Genomic DNA, 14,365 nt, shown 5'->3' on the forward strand with positions numbered 1-14,365 from the left:
AGAAGTTAAAAATACGATGGACTAATTTTTAGAAAAACAAATTTAGTTGATTAGTTTAATTAAAGCTCGATATTTATTGACCTATAGGCTGATTAATATACAATAGTTGAGTTACTCTAAGTAAAGGCAATTTGATAATGATTTATTGCAGACTTTTTTNNTTTTTCAACAGCGTGAAAAAAAGTACTTTCTAAAAATCTAGAAAGTACTTTTTTATTTTCAAATTATTCTCATCTCGTTAATCTTCTAACCACTTCAGAATTTCATCAATTCCAATCGCTTCTTCAACTTCTGGAAATTTCTTAATAAAATTTAAATCGGTATCATTTGGTATCAATTCATCAAATTCGTTTGGATCATGGAAGCTCATTGACTACACCTCTTTAGTAAATTTTATTTAATTTCTGTATTGTTAACAAACTTACTTAATAAAATACATATCCAATTTTTAATGAAAAAATTACTTCGATTAACGAATGAATTAATAATAATAATAGTTCGTAGTTTTTTTAATTTTCCCTCTTTTTTTCATAAAAAAACTTGTACAAAATAGTTCAGTGTCTAGAACAAACTCTTGCTTTCGACCATTTAATATTATATCTAATTAATTAGATGTATTTTATGCTCACATTTATCACCGAGTCTATATAACGAAGATTTTCTATAACATTTTATTACTAATTATAAAGTCATCCTTATAATTACTTCTTCTAGCCTTAAATTTAATCTAAAATAAGCACTTTTCAATTCGAAATGTCTTCTCCTAAACTATCCTTTCAACTTATTCCCCCGAATTGATTTTAAAAGTAATACAAGCCATTTTGAAAAATTTCATTTATGTAGATTTCGGTCCAAATAAAGTAGGTGTTATCTCAGATAGAAATAACATCTACTTTTTTATTTACTTTCCAAAACGTCCTTCTTACTTCACCATTCCATTCCTAAGTGCCGTTACGACTACTTGTGTTCGGTCTTCACAGCCAAATTTTTGTAATATACGATGGACATGTGATTTAACAGTACCTTCCGTTATAAATAACTTCTTACCGATTTGGTCATTTCGAAGTCCATAGGCCATTTCCTGGAGGATTTCCTGTTCACGATCAGTTGGTTTTTCGATTAGGATTGATTCACCTTTTTTACTTGGCATTGCAAATCCAGAAACAATCGCTCTAGAAAGTGCATTAGCTGCAAGAGTTGTTTTAAAAATAGCTTCTCCTCGATACGCTGAGCGAATCGCATCAAGCATTTCTTCAACTTCGGCATCTTTTAATAAAAACCCTACAGCTCCTGAGCGAATTCCTTGGTAAATATATTCTTGATCATCAAATGTAGTTAAAATAACAATTTTCGTCGTAGGTAATTGTTTCATTATTTCTTTTGTAGCATCTATTCCTGAAAGATTTGGCATTTGTATATCCATCAGAATGACATGTGGGAGTTTTTCTTTTGCTATCTTGATTGCTTCTATTCCATCAGATGCCTCACCAATTAAGTTCATATCATCTTGTAGATTTATTACATAACTAAACCCTTGCCTAATCATCGTTTGGTCATCAACTAGTAAGACCTTTATTTTTTCATTTGACATATTTTCTCACCCTTCCCTTCGTCACAATGGTATTTTTGCAACGATTTCAAAGCCATGTGGAAAAATAACTGAATACGAAAGACTACCATTCATTTTCTCTAGTCTTTCTCTCATTGATTTTAATCCAAATCCTTGACTAATTTTTTGAACATTTTCTAAATCCCCATTATCCCTAATAGTCATATTGATGACATCAGCTTCCTTTTTCAATACAACATCTAGTTTTGTAGCTTGAGAATGACGTATAACATTTGTAATTGATTCTTGTAAAATTCTAAACAGTATTTTGTAAAAAGTATCGTTCTTATCGTGGAAACGTTGGTAGAATAGCTCCAAATCTACTTAATCGTGAGTTTTACGCATATTACCAAATGAAAAAATATCAGCATCTACTCAAAGAAAACAAAATTATCCAAAGTATGTCCCGAAAAGGTAACTGTTTAGATAATGCAGTTATGGAGAACTTCTTTGGTTTATTAAAGTCTGAATTATTTTATCTTCATGAATTTAAGAGTATCGAAGATTTCATTTTAGAATTAGAAAAGTATATCCACTACTACAATCACAAACGAATTAAGACAAAATTAAAAGGATTGGACCCTGTACAATACAGGGTCCAATCCTCCCTAGCAGCATAATTAAATTACGTGTCGAACTATTTGGGTTCACTTCATACCTTGTGGGTTTCTTTTATGATTAAATACTTAAAGCAAAATCCACAGCACTTTCAGCATGAATTCTTGTTGTATCAAAGACAGGGATACTGCAATTTTCCTGAGAGATTAACATCGTTATTTCAGTACACCCCAAAATAACCGCTTCCGCTCCGTGTTCAATTAACTGATCGATTATGTTTAAATAAACTTGCTTAGATTCTTCTTTTACAATGCCAAGACAAAGTTCTTCATAAATAATATTATGTACTAGTTTTCTTTCAGCCTCATTTGGGACGATAACATCTAAACCAAACTGCTCAATTAATCTTCCTTTATAAAAATCATGCTCCATTGTAAATGCTGTTCCTAACAAAGCAACTTTTTTAATCCCATTATTTACAATTTCTTTAGCAGTTGCATCAGCAATATGTAATAAAGGAATTTTAACTGATTCTTCCACTTCCTTTGCCATCTTATGCATTGTATTCGTACAAATAACAAGACAATCTGCTCCACTTGTCTCTAGCTTTTTAGCAATATCAATCATAATTTTCGTTAACTCATCCCATCGATCCTCAAACTGAAGTGTTTTAATTTCTTGAAAATCGACTGAATACAGTAAGCTTTTTGCGGAATGATGACCGCCAAGCTTTTCTTTCACACGTTCGTTCATAATTTGATAGTACAGTAATGAAGACTCCCAACTCATACCACCAATCAATCCAATTGTTTTCATCATCATTCAACTCCAATTTTCCAAAAATTTTGACCTATTATTATCTCTTAGTTTAACAAGGAAATTTAACGAGAACTATAGAATAGTTTAAGCACATTAAAATAAAGTAGGAGAGACCAAAATGCATGTAGAAAAAGAAAAAATATACCCTAATTGTCCGTTTATTACTAGAATAGTAGAAATTGGTAGCCAAACGAAATCCCAGTTAATCCAGAAACTTCAACAAGCTTCTATCTCAATGAATGAATATGGTGAGATGCTATTAAAAGATGAGCACTTTACAATATCAAAAACAAAGTACAGCCTTCAAACAGTTGAACTAACGGTTGGCGATCTTGGATTTTTAGAAGGAGCTACAACACCTCAAATTTATAAAAAAGCAAAGGAACTAAATTTGCAATTGTGCCCTCTCGAGCTAGGACCTTACTTAAGACTGTCATACTTAGATCAACCAGAAGGTTTTGCAGGGAATTCTGTAAAGCAGCATCAAGCTCCATCCGGTTCTATCACAATTGCATCTGAGGCATTATCTGAAGATGAAGATTTTCCAAAAGGTTTTTACATTAGACGGATAAATGGTGTACTATGGCTTCGAGGATACCGTGCTGATCATCTCCATGTTTGGAACAATGATAATCATTTTATCTTTTGTCAAAAATAGTGTTTAATTTGCTTTTGATAATCGATCAATTGCTTCATGTTCTGTTGATACAAAAAATACATTATTTCCTTTATTACACTCAAAAATGAAATCTTTTAGTGCCTTACTTGTATAACTAGAAAAGTCACCTATAATCCCAAACTTAATATTGTAATTAACGAACTTTTGAAGCACTGCTCCTGCAAGTTTCGTACTAAGATTGAAAAAGTCTTCTGAAATTGCTTCTTTATTAAGTGCTATATGATTACTTCTATAATCATAACTTATTGTCATAATAAGATCTAAAGCACTTTTTTCATCCATAAGAATTACTGAATCAGCATTGGCGATTGCAATTACTTGCCCATTTACTTCTGTTGTTTTAATATTCATCTACTCTTCCCCTTTTCAAAGTTTTTATTATTTCTACTATTTTAAAACAAAGAATATGTAGCGTGAAGCGATACTTTTGTTTTTATTTTTAATAATTAATGATAGATGAACACTAAAATACCATCTATTTTTGTCGGATTGATAAAAATAGATGGTATTAAAATCAAAATCAGGATAACTTTCTTTGAAGACGGGAGACTACCAACATCTTCAAAAAAAGTCATAAACCCTAGCAAAAAATCATTTAACAAATTTGTATAAGAGGTTTAGGACATAAACAGTTTGTCCTTTTCTTCTCCAAAAATTATTAGCCGATTTTTGCTACTATTTGTGCTAATAATGCAATTGCAGCTTGAATAACTGCTTCAAATTGAAGTTCAGTTTGTGTTACTACAATTGTATCAGCTTTTTCAATCAAAACAGATTGTGATTGTAATTGAAGGTTCTCTAAGGACTGAGCAACTTTTTGTAGCTGACTAATTCTTGGATCATCACCAAAAATTAGAATTACAGCTTCAATTGCTGCACTTAGTGAAAGTTGTACTAAAACTAAAGCTTGAGCTTCAGTCTGAGCAACTGTAATGTTGTGTGAATCACGGATTACTAAACGTTGCAATTCTGCTTGTGCATTTTCTATTCTATTAAAAGATCCTTGTCTTTGAGCTACACTAGCTCTAGATACTGGACGCATTGAATTCATAAAATCACCTCCTGAGTTTTAATATAATTTATTCAAAATAATAGAAAGTAGATTGGACAAGTATCCTAGTATAAATATGGAATTTTTAATAGATTTCGATTTTTTAAAAAGCAAAAATTAGAATAAGTGACTTAATATTCAATAGTAAATTTTATTTATAAAAGGAGAGAATTTGACAATAGAGTTAACGTTTCCACCTCATAAAATAAGGTGTTTTGTACACAGACCTACTAAAATTAAAAGTCTTTTTTTAAACCTCAAAGTTCTTTATAGTAATGAGTAGTTAATCATAGATGTAAGTTTCATCTAACTTATTTAAAGAGAGGAATCAATATGAAAATCGATACACCTACTATCCCCAAAGAATTAATAGCAAGAAGTTTTTATGATATTTTTTATGAAGAGGATCCAGAATTAGGAATGTGTGAGGTCTCTGGCTCTGTTTTTGAAAATGAAGTTGTAGATCGAGTATTTTTATATAAAGCCGTTATCAAGAATTGTAAATTTACAAATACAGATTTTAAAAATATCAGTATGACTGATGTATATTTCGAAGACTGTGATTTATCAAATTGTAATATGAGAAATTCTTCCATCCACAAAGTTATCTTTAAAAATTGTAAATTATTAGGTGCAAATTTTACGGAATCTAGCATTGGTAATGTACAATTTGAAAATTCCGTTTTAAATTTGGCACTATTCGGAGAATCAAAACTAGAAAAAGTAATTTTTCGAGACTCTGTTCTAAAAAGTACTGATTTTTATGATTGTAAATTTAAAAAAGTAGATTTTAATAGCTGTAATATTGATGGATCAAATTTTGAACAAACATCTCTCAATGGTATAGATATTAGTAGTTCTACTTTTAATGAATTAACAGTTTCAATTAGTAATTTAAATGGCTGTAAGGTTTCATCAAATCAAGCAGTTCAATTTGCAACATTGATGGGTTTAAAGATTGTAGATTAGAAGTACGATTTAAATCCTGTTAGGAATTGGAGTGGTAAAAACATGGATTCTACAACACCAAACGAAGCGGAGTTAAAAGTGAAAATGTGGCTTAAAGCTGCTATAGCCGCTGGTTATCGTCATTCCGTCGGGCTTAAATCAGATGGTACTGTGACAGCTGTTGGTGATCATAAATATGGCAAACTAGAAGTAAACGATTGGAGCGATATTGTGGCGGTTGCTGCGGGTAACGCTCACACGGGTAATTCTCATACGATTGGGCTTAAATCAGACGGCACTGTTGTGGCTGTAGGATGGAATAAGCATGAACAATGTAATGTAAGCGGCTGGTGTGATATTGTGGCGATTTCGGCTGGTTGGCGTCGTTCTGTCGGGCTTAAATCAGATGGTACGGTCGTAGCTGTAGGTCGAAATAACGATGGTCAGTGCAATGTAAGTGATTGGCACAATATAGTAGCAACAGCGGCAGGTGACTGGCATACTGTTGGACTTAAAGCGGATGGCACAGTTACAACTGTAGGTAATAATCGGTATGGCCAATGTAAAGTGAGTGGATGGCAAGAGATTGTAGCGGTTGGAGCAGGTTATCTCCATACCGTCGGGCTAAAGTCGGACGGCTCAGTTGTCGCTGTGGGATTGAATAAGGATGGTCAATGTGATGTAAGCGAATGGCACGACATGATAGCGATCTCGGCTGGTAGTAATCATACGATCGGACTTAAAGCGGACGGCACAGTTATGGCTACCGGCTTGAAAAGTCATGGCGAATGTAATGTACGTGACTGGTGCGATATTGTAGCGATTTCGGCGGGTTGTACACATACTCTTGGACTTAAATCAGATGGCACAGTTGTAGCTGTAGGCAGTAATGAATTTGGCCAATGTGATGTAAGCAACTGGCACGGTATTCAACTAACTGCAAAATAGTTTTTAAATTACAACAAGCGAAATCTTCTGGAAATAACCCTTCTCCTATGTTGTTAATAATGATATATTTTCTTCTATAAGGTGTAAAAAATAGCCAATTTTCTAAGGGGAGATTTATAAATGAAAAAAACAGCTCTTTTAGTAATTGATGTACAGGCTTTTATGTTCTCGGAATCTAATCCGGTATATAACGGGAAAACATTATTAAATAATCTCAACAAATTGATTGATAAAGCAAGAGCTACAAATACGCCAATATTTTATATCCAACATTCTGAAGAAGGTTCTCCACTTGAATACGGTACACCTGGATGGGAAATTCAGTCAGATATTGCTCCAATTGATGGAGATATCATTATACATAAAACAACACCAGACTCATTTTTCAAGACGAATTTAAAAGAAGAGCTGGCAAAACAGGAAATTAATCATTTAGTCATGGCGGGAATTCAAACGGAAATCTGTGTTGATACAACGACTAGAAACGCCTTTGGAAATGGCTATGAAATTACACTTGTTACGGATGCTCATAGTACATGGGATTCAGATGAGCTTACGGCTGATCAAATTATTAAACACCATAATCAGACTCTGCGCTGGCTAGCTGAGCCTAAAACTACTTCTGAAATTGTATTTTAAAAAGGCAGCTAATAAGCTGCCTTTTTTCTTAACAAACCCTCACTTACTTATTTGCCTCACCCTATCTGCGGTGCTTTTTAAGCCTTAGAGAAATTCACACATCATAATGCAAGCGCTTGCATTCAGTCTGAAAACCTTCTGAAAGGATGCCTTTGTTTTCCTTAAATTTTTAAGTATGCGAAACAATTATTTCACAATCTCCATCTAAAACAAATTCCCCAAATCCAACAGGAATGATGAAGTTTGAGCCTTTTGATAAACTATATTCTTCTCCGCTATGGATCAGTTTTCCATTACCGTTTATTACACTTAAAAGTAGATATTGATCATTATAAGTTAAATAAGCCTTACCAGTAATATCCCATTTATATACGGTGAAAAATTCAGAATCTACGAATGTATTAATCTTTATATTTTCTTTTTCTTCCGTCTTAAATTCCACTTCTGTTTCTTGATGAGGAACTGTTGTTACATCGATTGCTTTATTTAAATGAAGCTCTCTTAAATTTCCTTCATGGTCTTTTCGATCATAATCGTAAACCCGGTAAGTTGTATCAGAGCTTTGTTGAGTTTCTAATACGAGAGTCCCTTCACATAAAGCATGAATCGTTCCACTTGGGACATAGAAAAAATCACCCGGCTTTATTTTTACTCGGCGAAGTAAATCTGACCATTCACCTTCTTTAATTTGTTTAATTAGTTCTTCTTTTGTTTTGGCATTATGGCCAAATATCATATGTGCATCTTCTTTACAGTCAAGTATATACCAGCATTCTGTTTTACCGAGATCACCATTTTCATTCACTTTTGCATAAGAATCTTCCGGATGTACTTGAACAGATAAATCCATATTTGCATCTAATATTTTCGTTAAAAGTGGAAAAACTTCTTCCTTTGGGTGACCAAATAATTCTGGCTGCTTTTTCCACAATTCATTTAATGCAATACCTGTAAATGGACCATTTTCAATAATGGAAGCACCATTAGGATGAGCCGAAATTGCCCAGCATTCACCCGTATTTTCATTCGGTATATTATAGTTAAAATCTGATTTTAAAGCTGTTCCTCCCCAAATTCGTTCTTTAAATACTGGTTTTAAAAATAATGGTTGCATGGTAATTTCCTCCTATAGGCTATTTAAACTAGTGCATTTTTATTTAAAGCATTGTGTGCAAGCATAAGAGCTCCGATGATTCCAGCATTATTACCTAAACCAGGTGGTACAATATACTCATTCAAATCTGGTAAACTAACATAATCGCAAACTAGCTCTTTTAAATATTTGTAAACACTTTCAAAAACTTGCATTTGATTCATTACACCCCCACCAAGAATGATTTTCTTAGGAGAAAGAATTAATATGTATTGCATAAGTGCTTGGGCAATGTAATATCCTTCTAAATCCCAAACCTCTTTTCGATTGATTAGATTTGAACCTATTCCCCCCCATCGCGCTTCAATTGCAGGTCCAGAGGCTAAGCCTTCTAAGCAATCACGATGGTATGGACAGTTCCCTCCAAACTCATCATTCGGATGACGTCTCACTAATATATGTCCCATTTCCGGGTGTGTGATTCCTTGAAGTAAATTGCTATTTACGACAGCTCCAGCTCCTATACCCGTACCAATTGTTATATATAAACAGCTATCTAAGCCTTTTGCTGCACCAAAAGTAGCTTCTCCTAGTGCCGCAGCATTCACATCCGTATTAAAACCAATTGGAACAGAAAAATGCTGACTAATTGCTTGTACGAAAGGAAAACCTTGCCAAGCCATTTTAGGGGTTGATGTAATCGATCCGTAAGTAGCGCTCGCCTCGTTTACATCAATCGGACCAAATGATCCAATACCAATTGCTTTTATGGGATAGTTCTTAAAAAATTCAATAACTTGTGAAATCGTTTCATCTGGCACAGTTGTCGGGAATTGAATACGCCTAATTAAATTGCCATTTTCATCTCCGATAGCACATACAAACTTTGTTCCACCTGCTTCGATTGCACCTAACATTTGCCATTACCTCCAATTAAAATAAACTAATTAAACCTTACATTATTTAAAGTAGTTAGAAGCTCGCCTTACTTTTTTTGTATATAGAAACATTTTTAAAGTTGATTGGTGACTGATTTCACATATTCTATTGAACGAAATATATTTTTTAATCCATATATACTTATGAAAGCTATATAAGAATAAGACTCTTTTCATGTACAAAAAAAGAAGCCCCTCTCCCTCGAGCGACTTCCTTTTTTTGTAAATTTAAAATTAAACTCAAAACGCCTATTTGCATAACATATTTATTAAAATCAAACACTTGTCCATTTCTTTTTGCTTGTCCAATCATAGGATGTGATGTTGAGATGAAATTAAAAGGAAAAGGTGTGTTTATAATGAGTTGTAACTGTAATAATGGAAGAAATAACGAAAGAAATAATGATTGGAATAATAATAGAAATAATGATTGGAATAATGATTGGAATAATAATAGAAATAACAATAGAAATAACAATAGAAATAACGATAGAAACAACGATAGAAACAACGATAGAAACAACGATAGAAACAACGATAGAAACAACAGAAGAGATAGAGAGATTACATTTAATGCGAAAGTTACGGTTAATCAAGAAGAATTCTGTCGTGCAGTAGATCGTTGCGACGATGAAAGACGCGATAATAACGGTCGTCGTAGTGACAGATGGTGGAACTTTTAAGTTCAAAAAAGCAGAAAAAGGTAATTCGTTTTTTTCCTAGTATTATTAATTGATTGAATGATAGGATACTCTTCAATTTCTTTTACGAGAACATCTGTCCCTGACTTTAAATAGGATAGATGTTCTTTTACTTTTCAATAATAATTGCTTAGATATGGTAATTGTCTTTATTTTTGGGGCTGTTACGTATTTAAATATGAGTCCCTTAAGAGTGTGTAATTAGGCATTCTTTTTTAAATCAAAAAAAGCATTTTAATATAAGGCTCTATTATAGTTGATTTTTGACTAAATGATAAAGACCACAAAATATATTTGTGGTCTAACTTTTCTTTATTGAACCAACGACAAAAAACCATCAAAACAGGAAACGACCAAACTCCGCCAAATGAAATCCTTAATTGGCTCATTAGGTGGCAGCAAAAAAATCTACGATATGATCCAGTGACAAAAAAAAGCAATGGCGATGATTATTTATACATTAGTTGGGTTGCGCCATACAGTTCTGATTATGTTGCGTCCAGATTAACACTACCAAATGGACAACGATTAACGTTTTTTGGTAGCCCAAACGCCAATCATGTTTATGATTACAAACCAGCGACGATTAACGCGGAGTATACGTTCCTTATTCAAACAATCGATTTTAATGGCAATGTGTCAAAAGGAACAACGGTTTATTGGGATAATCCATTACCACCGGGGCCTGTGACAAATGTCAACATTAAGGAAACAAATGGGACTGTCAACATTTCATTTAAACCGCCTGTTGATCATGATTACAGTTTCACGGAAATCACGTTACCTAGTGGAAAAAATGTCATCGTCCACAAAGGGACGAATTCGTATTCGTACAAAGGGTCGCTTGTTGTCGGTTTATCTTATAACTTTGTCTTCCGTACATCCGATCCAGTACAAAGCGGAAAAGGCACACACTACTCAAAAGCGATGCCGGTCACAATCAAACCAAAAGCGACAACTGTTAATAAATATAGCTACACAATGTCATCTGCAATGATCAAATCGCTTGCAGATGGAAAAGGAACGAACATAAAATCCCTCTCAAAAGGGGCGAAAATTTATGTGATGAGTACTGGATATGGCGTCAAACATGATTATGTATACGTCAAATATGCTGGAAAATACGTCGGTTATCTACCGAAAGCATCCGTTAAATTTTAAAATAAAGAGAAGGCTACTTTGTTGTAGACCTTCTTTTTTGTTCAATGTTCTGCCATAGACTACCTACTGATCTTTCGATATTCCTGTAAATACACAACTCATCGGAATTACTTTTTCCCAATGATCGGCTGCTTATTGGTCACAGGATTTATGAAAAAATAATAAAATAGGGTTTCCTCTATTTTTATGAAATTATCAACATTAAAGTTTAACAGAGTCTATCTGGTAAATAGAATTAATTGGAAGAAGTAAAAAATCCATTGTTTAGCAAAGGTCGCTCTTGCAAGTATAGAGCTAAATCTGGACAGTTCCCTTCAACAATTTCCTTTGCAATAAGCTTTGAAAGCAGCTGGCTGTAAACCGTCCCGTTATCACCAAATGCGAATAGGAGATAACTATTTGGAAATGCTTCATATTTCCCAATAATCGGAATGCCATCGATTGTGCCTCCATAAAATGCAGCTAAGAAATATTCTGGCTGTACTTTAATAGTTGGAAACATCTTATTAAACTCTTCAATCAGTTTCTTCTTTTTGTGAATCAGTTTACTATCACGATCTTCAGAATACGAAGTATTATCATCAAGTCCGCCAATGATAATCCGGTTATCTCTAGTTGTACGCATAAATAAATATGGACGAGCGGTTTCCCAAATGAGTGTCCTATTATACCATTCGGAAAGATCTTTGACTGGGTGGGTAGTTACCGTATATGTACTTACAAAGGAAGCTTTTTTCTCCTTTTTTATCTCTACTCCTTCATAACCTGCTGCAAAAATAATATATCGTGCTTTGATAGAAAAACCATTCTTTGTAGAAGCTATCATCCTATCTTCTTCTTTATCATAATGTTGACCGTTCATTTCTGTATGTTCAAATATACGGATTCCTTTGCTTGCGGAGTAATCCAGAAGTGCATGGGTGTATCTGAAAGGATTAATTTCTGCATCATTATATGAATAGATAGCGGCATCCCTGCTAAAAGGATATTTCGCTTCAATATCTTCCTTAGTTAAAAAAGTAAGTTCACAGTTTTGCTGTTTTAAAAATTCATATTCCTTTTTAAGACTTTCAACATCAGCCACACAGCTTGCGGAATAGAGCGTATCTCTTCTATTGAATTCACAATTAATGTTTACTTTCTTTGAGGCTGCCTCAATTTCATTTATGGCTTCTTTCAGAAGTTGTAAATGCCTTTTTATGTAACCTTCACCAAAGGTGTTAATCATATCTGTAAACATTTTTTCACCGGAATATTGAAGGAGGGCCGTATTCGTACTAGTACTGCCGCTGCCTATGGTTGATTTTTCAATTACAACCACATCTAAATTAGTATCGGAAAGATAATATGCACATTGTGCCCCTGAGCTTCCACCCCCAATGATTAATACATCACAAGATAGGTCTTCATCCAATGTTGGATATGATGGGGCATCAGGAAATGTAGTAGGCCAATAATAGGTTCCAGAGTGTAGATTCATTCATCTATATCCTCCAATTATTAAAAAGTATAATGTTACTATTTCCAACCTCTTTTTGTGTATGCAAGGAATTCTACTAAAGCACTGTATAATATTAAATAATTGAAACAAATTAATGTCTTACAATATTTATTCCCAATTGAACAATTATGGAGGAAATATGCCATTTTAGTTCAATAAGAAAATCAACAATATATTTTAATAGACCCTAATAAAAAAGAAGCCGCTCCAACAAAAGCGACTTCCTACCCGTTATCATAAAATAGTTAAACTAAACTCTCCAAACGCTTATTTAATCGAATTCTCCAATCCTCAGCTAACTCAGGAACTTCCAATATCGCTTTTATTCCTTCAACATTTTTTGGATCATGGAAATAAATCTCGTTGCAATAAAGAACTGAAACTTTATTTTTTTGAGTTTCGATTAATTCTATTTTCGAATCTTTTCTGATCGTTCCCTCTTTTAGTACACGGCATAAGTAGCCTGTAAATCCAGTTTCTACGATTCTCTTAAGTGCTACATTCGTTCTCCTTGTAATTGTGTCACAAGGTATTCTGCTTTGTGTAACTTGTATAATTGCATCGCCAATTTGGTAGACATCGCCTATGGATACGTCTTTTTCTAACATATTTGTGACTGTAATATTTTCTCCGAATGCTGAAAGTGGTAAATTTAGATTAAACTCTTTTTCCCAAAGTGCGTAGTGTTCATATGGGTACACACATACAGCTCGATCGGGCCCACCGTGATGTTTTAAGTCAGCTACTCCATCACCTTTAAAGCCATCTTTTGATAAGTAAACTTCTTCTATTCCTTCTTTACAAATCCCCGTTATCATTTCTTTGTTTTCGCCGTATTCCATTTTACTCGGTAATCCTACTGCAAGATTAATTAACTCAACTTTATTTGCCATGCCTTCCACCCTCTCATTTTTAAGTTTCTATTTGTAAAACTCGGTTTTATTTTTATGTAAACTAAACTTTTGGAATAAAAAGGAAAAACACCCTACATACAGCATTATATACTAATTTGAGACATTACCAATCTGCAAAATCATTTTTGTTTCAACTGTACGACTAACAGCATAATAAAAGAAATTAAGACCATCGAAAGTACCCATAGCCAAGCCATTTTCATATTTCCAGCATCTATTGCTAAATAAATTGCTGTCGGGACAGTTTGTGTTTTTCCTGGTATGTTTCCTGCAAACATAAGTGTAGCACCGAACTCGCCTAGTACTCTTGCAACGCTTAATATACTTCCTGAGATAATAGCTTTTAATGAAAGTGGAATTGAAATCAAGAAAAAAACATTCCATTCACTTGCTCCGCAAACTCTAGCTGCCTCTTCAATCTCAATGTCTACACTTTGAAATCCAGTTTTTGCGGATTGATACATAAGCGGAAATGCTACAATAATTGATGCAATTACAGCAGCCCACCATGTAAACACAATAGGCTGTTTAACTAACCATTCGATCATTTTTCCAATGAAGCTTTGTCTTCCGAAAATGACTAATAGTAAAAATCCCACAACTGTAGGAGGAAGAACTAAAGGTAACATTAAAATTGTTTCTAGAAGTGTCTTACCTTTAAAGGATTTCATAGAGAGAATTCTTCCAGCTATAGTTCCTAAAATTATAACGAAAAATCCTGCCACGATCGTAACCTTAAGGGAAATCTTAAGGGGAATTAAAAACTCTTCAAACAATTAAATTCCTCATTTCAAAATAAACCATAT

At 33.6% G+C, this 14,365-nt stretch carries 17 protein-coding genes and 1 pseudogene; 7 read left to right on the forward strand and 11 right to left on the reverse strand.

The window, feature by feature from the left end; all coding sequences use genetic code 11:
- Positions 1–238 precede the first annotated feature (238 nt).
- From COE53_RS24350 to COE53_RS12120, 3 genes are all read right to left on the reverse strand, one after another.
- Positions 239–370: a hypothetical protein gene (locus tag COE53_RS24350; protein ID WP_282439847.1), complete on the reverse strand. Its 132-nt coding sequence runs from the start codon at positions 368–370 to the stop codon at positions 239–241.
- A 552-nt stretch (positions 371–922) separates the two neighbouring features.
- The gene (locus tag COE53_RS12115) at positions 923–1,591 is read right to left on the reverse strand and encodes a response regulator transcription factor (protein WP_069034205.1); all 669 of its coding nucleotides are present in this window, start codon (positions 1,589–1,591) and stop codon (positions 923–925) included.
- A 21-nt stretch (positions 1,592–1,612) separates the two neighbouring features.
- A complete protein-coding gene (locus tag COE53_RS12120; RefSeq protein WP_069034206.1) occupies positions 1,613–1,927 on the reverse strand; it encodes a sensor histidine kinase in 315 nt (104 codons plus the stop codon).
- Between COE53_RS12120 and COE53_RS12125 the strand changes: the two are divergent.
- Positions 1,882–2,229, forward strand: a pseudogene (locus tag COE53_RS12125) (IS3 family transposase); the annotation flags it as partial. The gene COE53_RS12120 and the pseudogene COE53_RS12125 sit on opposite strands and share 46 nt — an antisense overlap.
- A 58-nt stretch (positions 2,230–2,287) precedes the next feature.
- Here COE53_RS12125 and COE53_RS12130 read toward each other — a convergent pair.
- Positions 2,288–2,983: an aspartate/glutamate racemase family protein gene (locus tag COE53_RS12130; protein ID WP_069034321.1), complete on the reverse strand. Its 696-nt coding sequence runs from the start codon at positions 2,981–2,983 to the stop codon at positions 2,288–2,290.
- 121 nt (positions 2,984–3,104) lie between these two features.
- Here COE53_RS12130 and COE53_RS12135 point away from each other — a divergent pair, with 121 nt between their 5' ends.
- The gene (locus COE53_RS12135; protein ID WP_069034207.1) at positions 3,105–3,644 is read left to right on the forward strand and encodes a helicase; all 540 of its coding nucleotides are present in this window, start codon (positions 3,105–3,107) and stop codon (positions 3,642–3,644) included.
- A gap of 3 nt (positions 3,645–3,647) precedes the next feature.
- On the opposite strand, the gene COE53_RS12140 is transcribed toward COE53_RS12135, so the two are convergent.
- Entirely contained in the window at positions 3,648–4,016 is a 369-nt protein-coding gene (locus COE53_RS12140; RefSeq protein WP_069034208.1) for a DUF4180 domain-containing protein, read from the reverse strand.
- Positions 4,017–4,323: 307 nt separating this feature from the next.
- Positions 4,324–4,716, reverse strand: a complete 393-nt coding sequence (locus tag COE53_RS12145) for a spore coat protein (RefSeq protein ID WP_025568217.1) — start codon at positions 4,714–4,716, stop codon at positions 4,324–4,326.
- Positions 4,717–5,049: 333 nt separating this feature from the next.
- On the opposite strand from COE53_RS12145, the gene COE53_RS12150 reads away from it, so the two are divergent.
- From COE53_RS12150 to COE53_RS12160, 3 genes are all read left to right on the forward strand, one after another.
- The gene (locus tag COE53_RS12150) at positions 5,050–5,685 is read left to right on the forward strand and encodes a pentapeptide repeat-containing protein (protein ID WP_098948090.1); all 636 of its coding nucleotides are present in this window, start codon (positions 5,050–5,052) and stop codon (positions 5,683–5,685) included.
- Between the two features lie 42 nt (positions 5,686–5,727).
- Complete coding sequence (locus COE53_RS12155; protein ID WP_069034210.1) at positions 5,728–6,612, forward strand: RCC1 domain-containing protein; 885 nt, start codon at positions 5,728–5,730, stop codon at positions 6,610–6,612.
- Between the two features lie 120 nt (positions 6,613–6,732).
- Positions 6,733–7,251 (forward strand): cysteine hydrolase family protein, encoded by a 519-nt coding sequence (locus tag COE53_RS12160; protein ID WP_069034211.1) that lies wholly within the window; start codon positions 6,733–6,735, stop codon positions 7,249–7,251.
- Positions 7,252–7,420: 169 nt separating this feature from the next.
- On the opposite strand, the gene manA is transcribed toward COE53_RS12160, so the two are convergent.
- Complete coding sequence (gene manA / locus COE53_RS12165; protein WP_098948091.1) at positions 7,421–8,365, reverse strand: mannose-6-phosphate isomerase, class I; 945 nt, start codon at positions 8,363–8,365, stop codon at positions 7,421–7,423.
- A gap of 23 nt (positions 8,366–8,388) precedes the next feature.
- Positions 8,389–9,261, reverse strand: a complete 873-nt coding sequence (locus tag COE53_RS12170; protein WP_098948092.1) for an ROK family protein — start codon at positions 9,259–9,261, stop codon at positions 8,389–8,391.
- Between the two features lie 350 nt (positions 9,262–9,611).
- Between COE53_RS12170 and COE53_RS23965 the strand changes: the two genes are divergently transcribed.
- Together COE53_RS23965 and COE53_RS12180 are read left to right on the forward strand one after the other, a co-directional pair.
- A complete protein-coding gene (locus tag COE53_RS23965) occupies positions 9,612–9,965 on the forward strand; it encodes a hypothetical protein (protein WP_180242414.1) in 354 nt (117 codons plus the stop codon).
- A gap of 441 nt (positions 9,966–10,406) precedes the next feature.
- A complete protein-coding gene (locus tag COE53_RS12180) occupies positions 10,407–11,144 on the forward strand; it encodes a hypothetical protein (RefSeq protein WP_098948093.1) in 738 nt (245 codons plus the stop codon).
- Between the two features lie 235 nt (positions 11,145–11,379).
- Here the strand turns inward: COE53_RS12180 and COE53_RS12185 are convergent, their stop codons facing one another.
- The 3 genes from COE53_RS12185 to modB form a co-directional block, all read right to left on the reverse strand.
- Positions 11,380–12,624, reverse strand: coding sequence for an NAD(P)/FAD-dependent oxidoreductase (locus tag COE53_RS12185; RefSeq protein WP_098948094.1), 1,245 nt, complete (start codon positions 12,622–12,624; stop codon positions 11,380–11,382).
- A 266-nt stretch (positions 12,625–12,890) separates the two neighbouring features.
- Positions 12,891–13,538, reverse strand: a complete 648-nt coding sequence (locus COE53_RS12190) for an MOSC domain-containing protein (RefSeq protein WP_098948095.1) — start codon at positions 13,536–13,538, stop codon at positions 12,891–12,893.
- A gap of 140 nt (positions 13,539–13,678) precedes the next feature.
- Positions 13,679–14,335, reverse strand: a complete 657-nt coding sequence (gene modB, locus COE53_RS12195; RefSeq protein WP_025568234.1) for a molybdate ABC transporter permease subunit — start codon at positions 14,333–14,335, stop codon at positions 13,679–13,681.
- Positions 14,336–14,365: the final 30 nt, after the last annotated feature.

This window comes from Bacillus sp. AFS029533 (assembly GCF_002585125.1).
Lineage (GTDB): Bacteria > Bacillota > Bacilli > Bacillales > Bacillaceae_G > Gottfriedia > Gottfriedia luciferensis_B.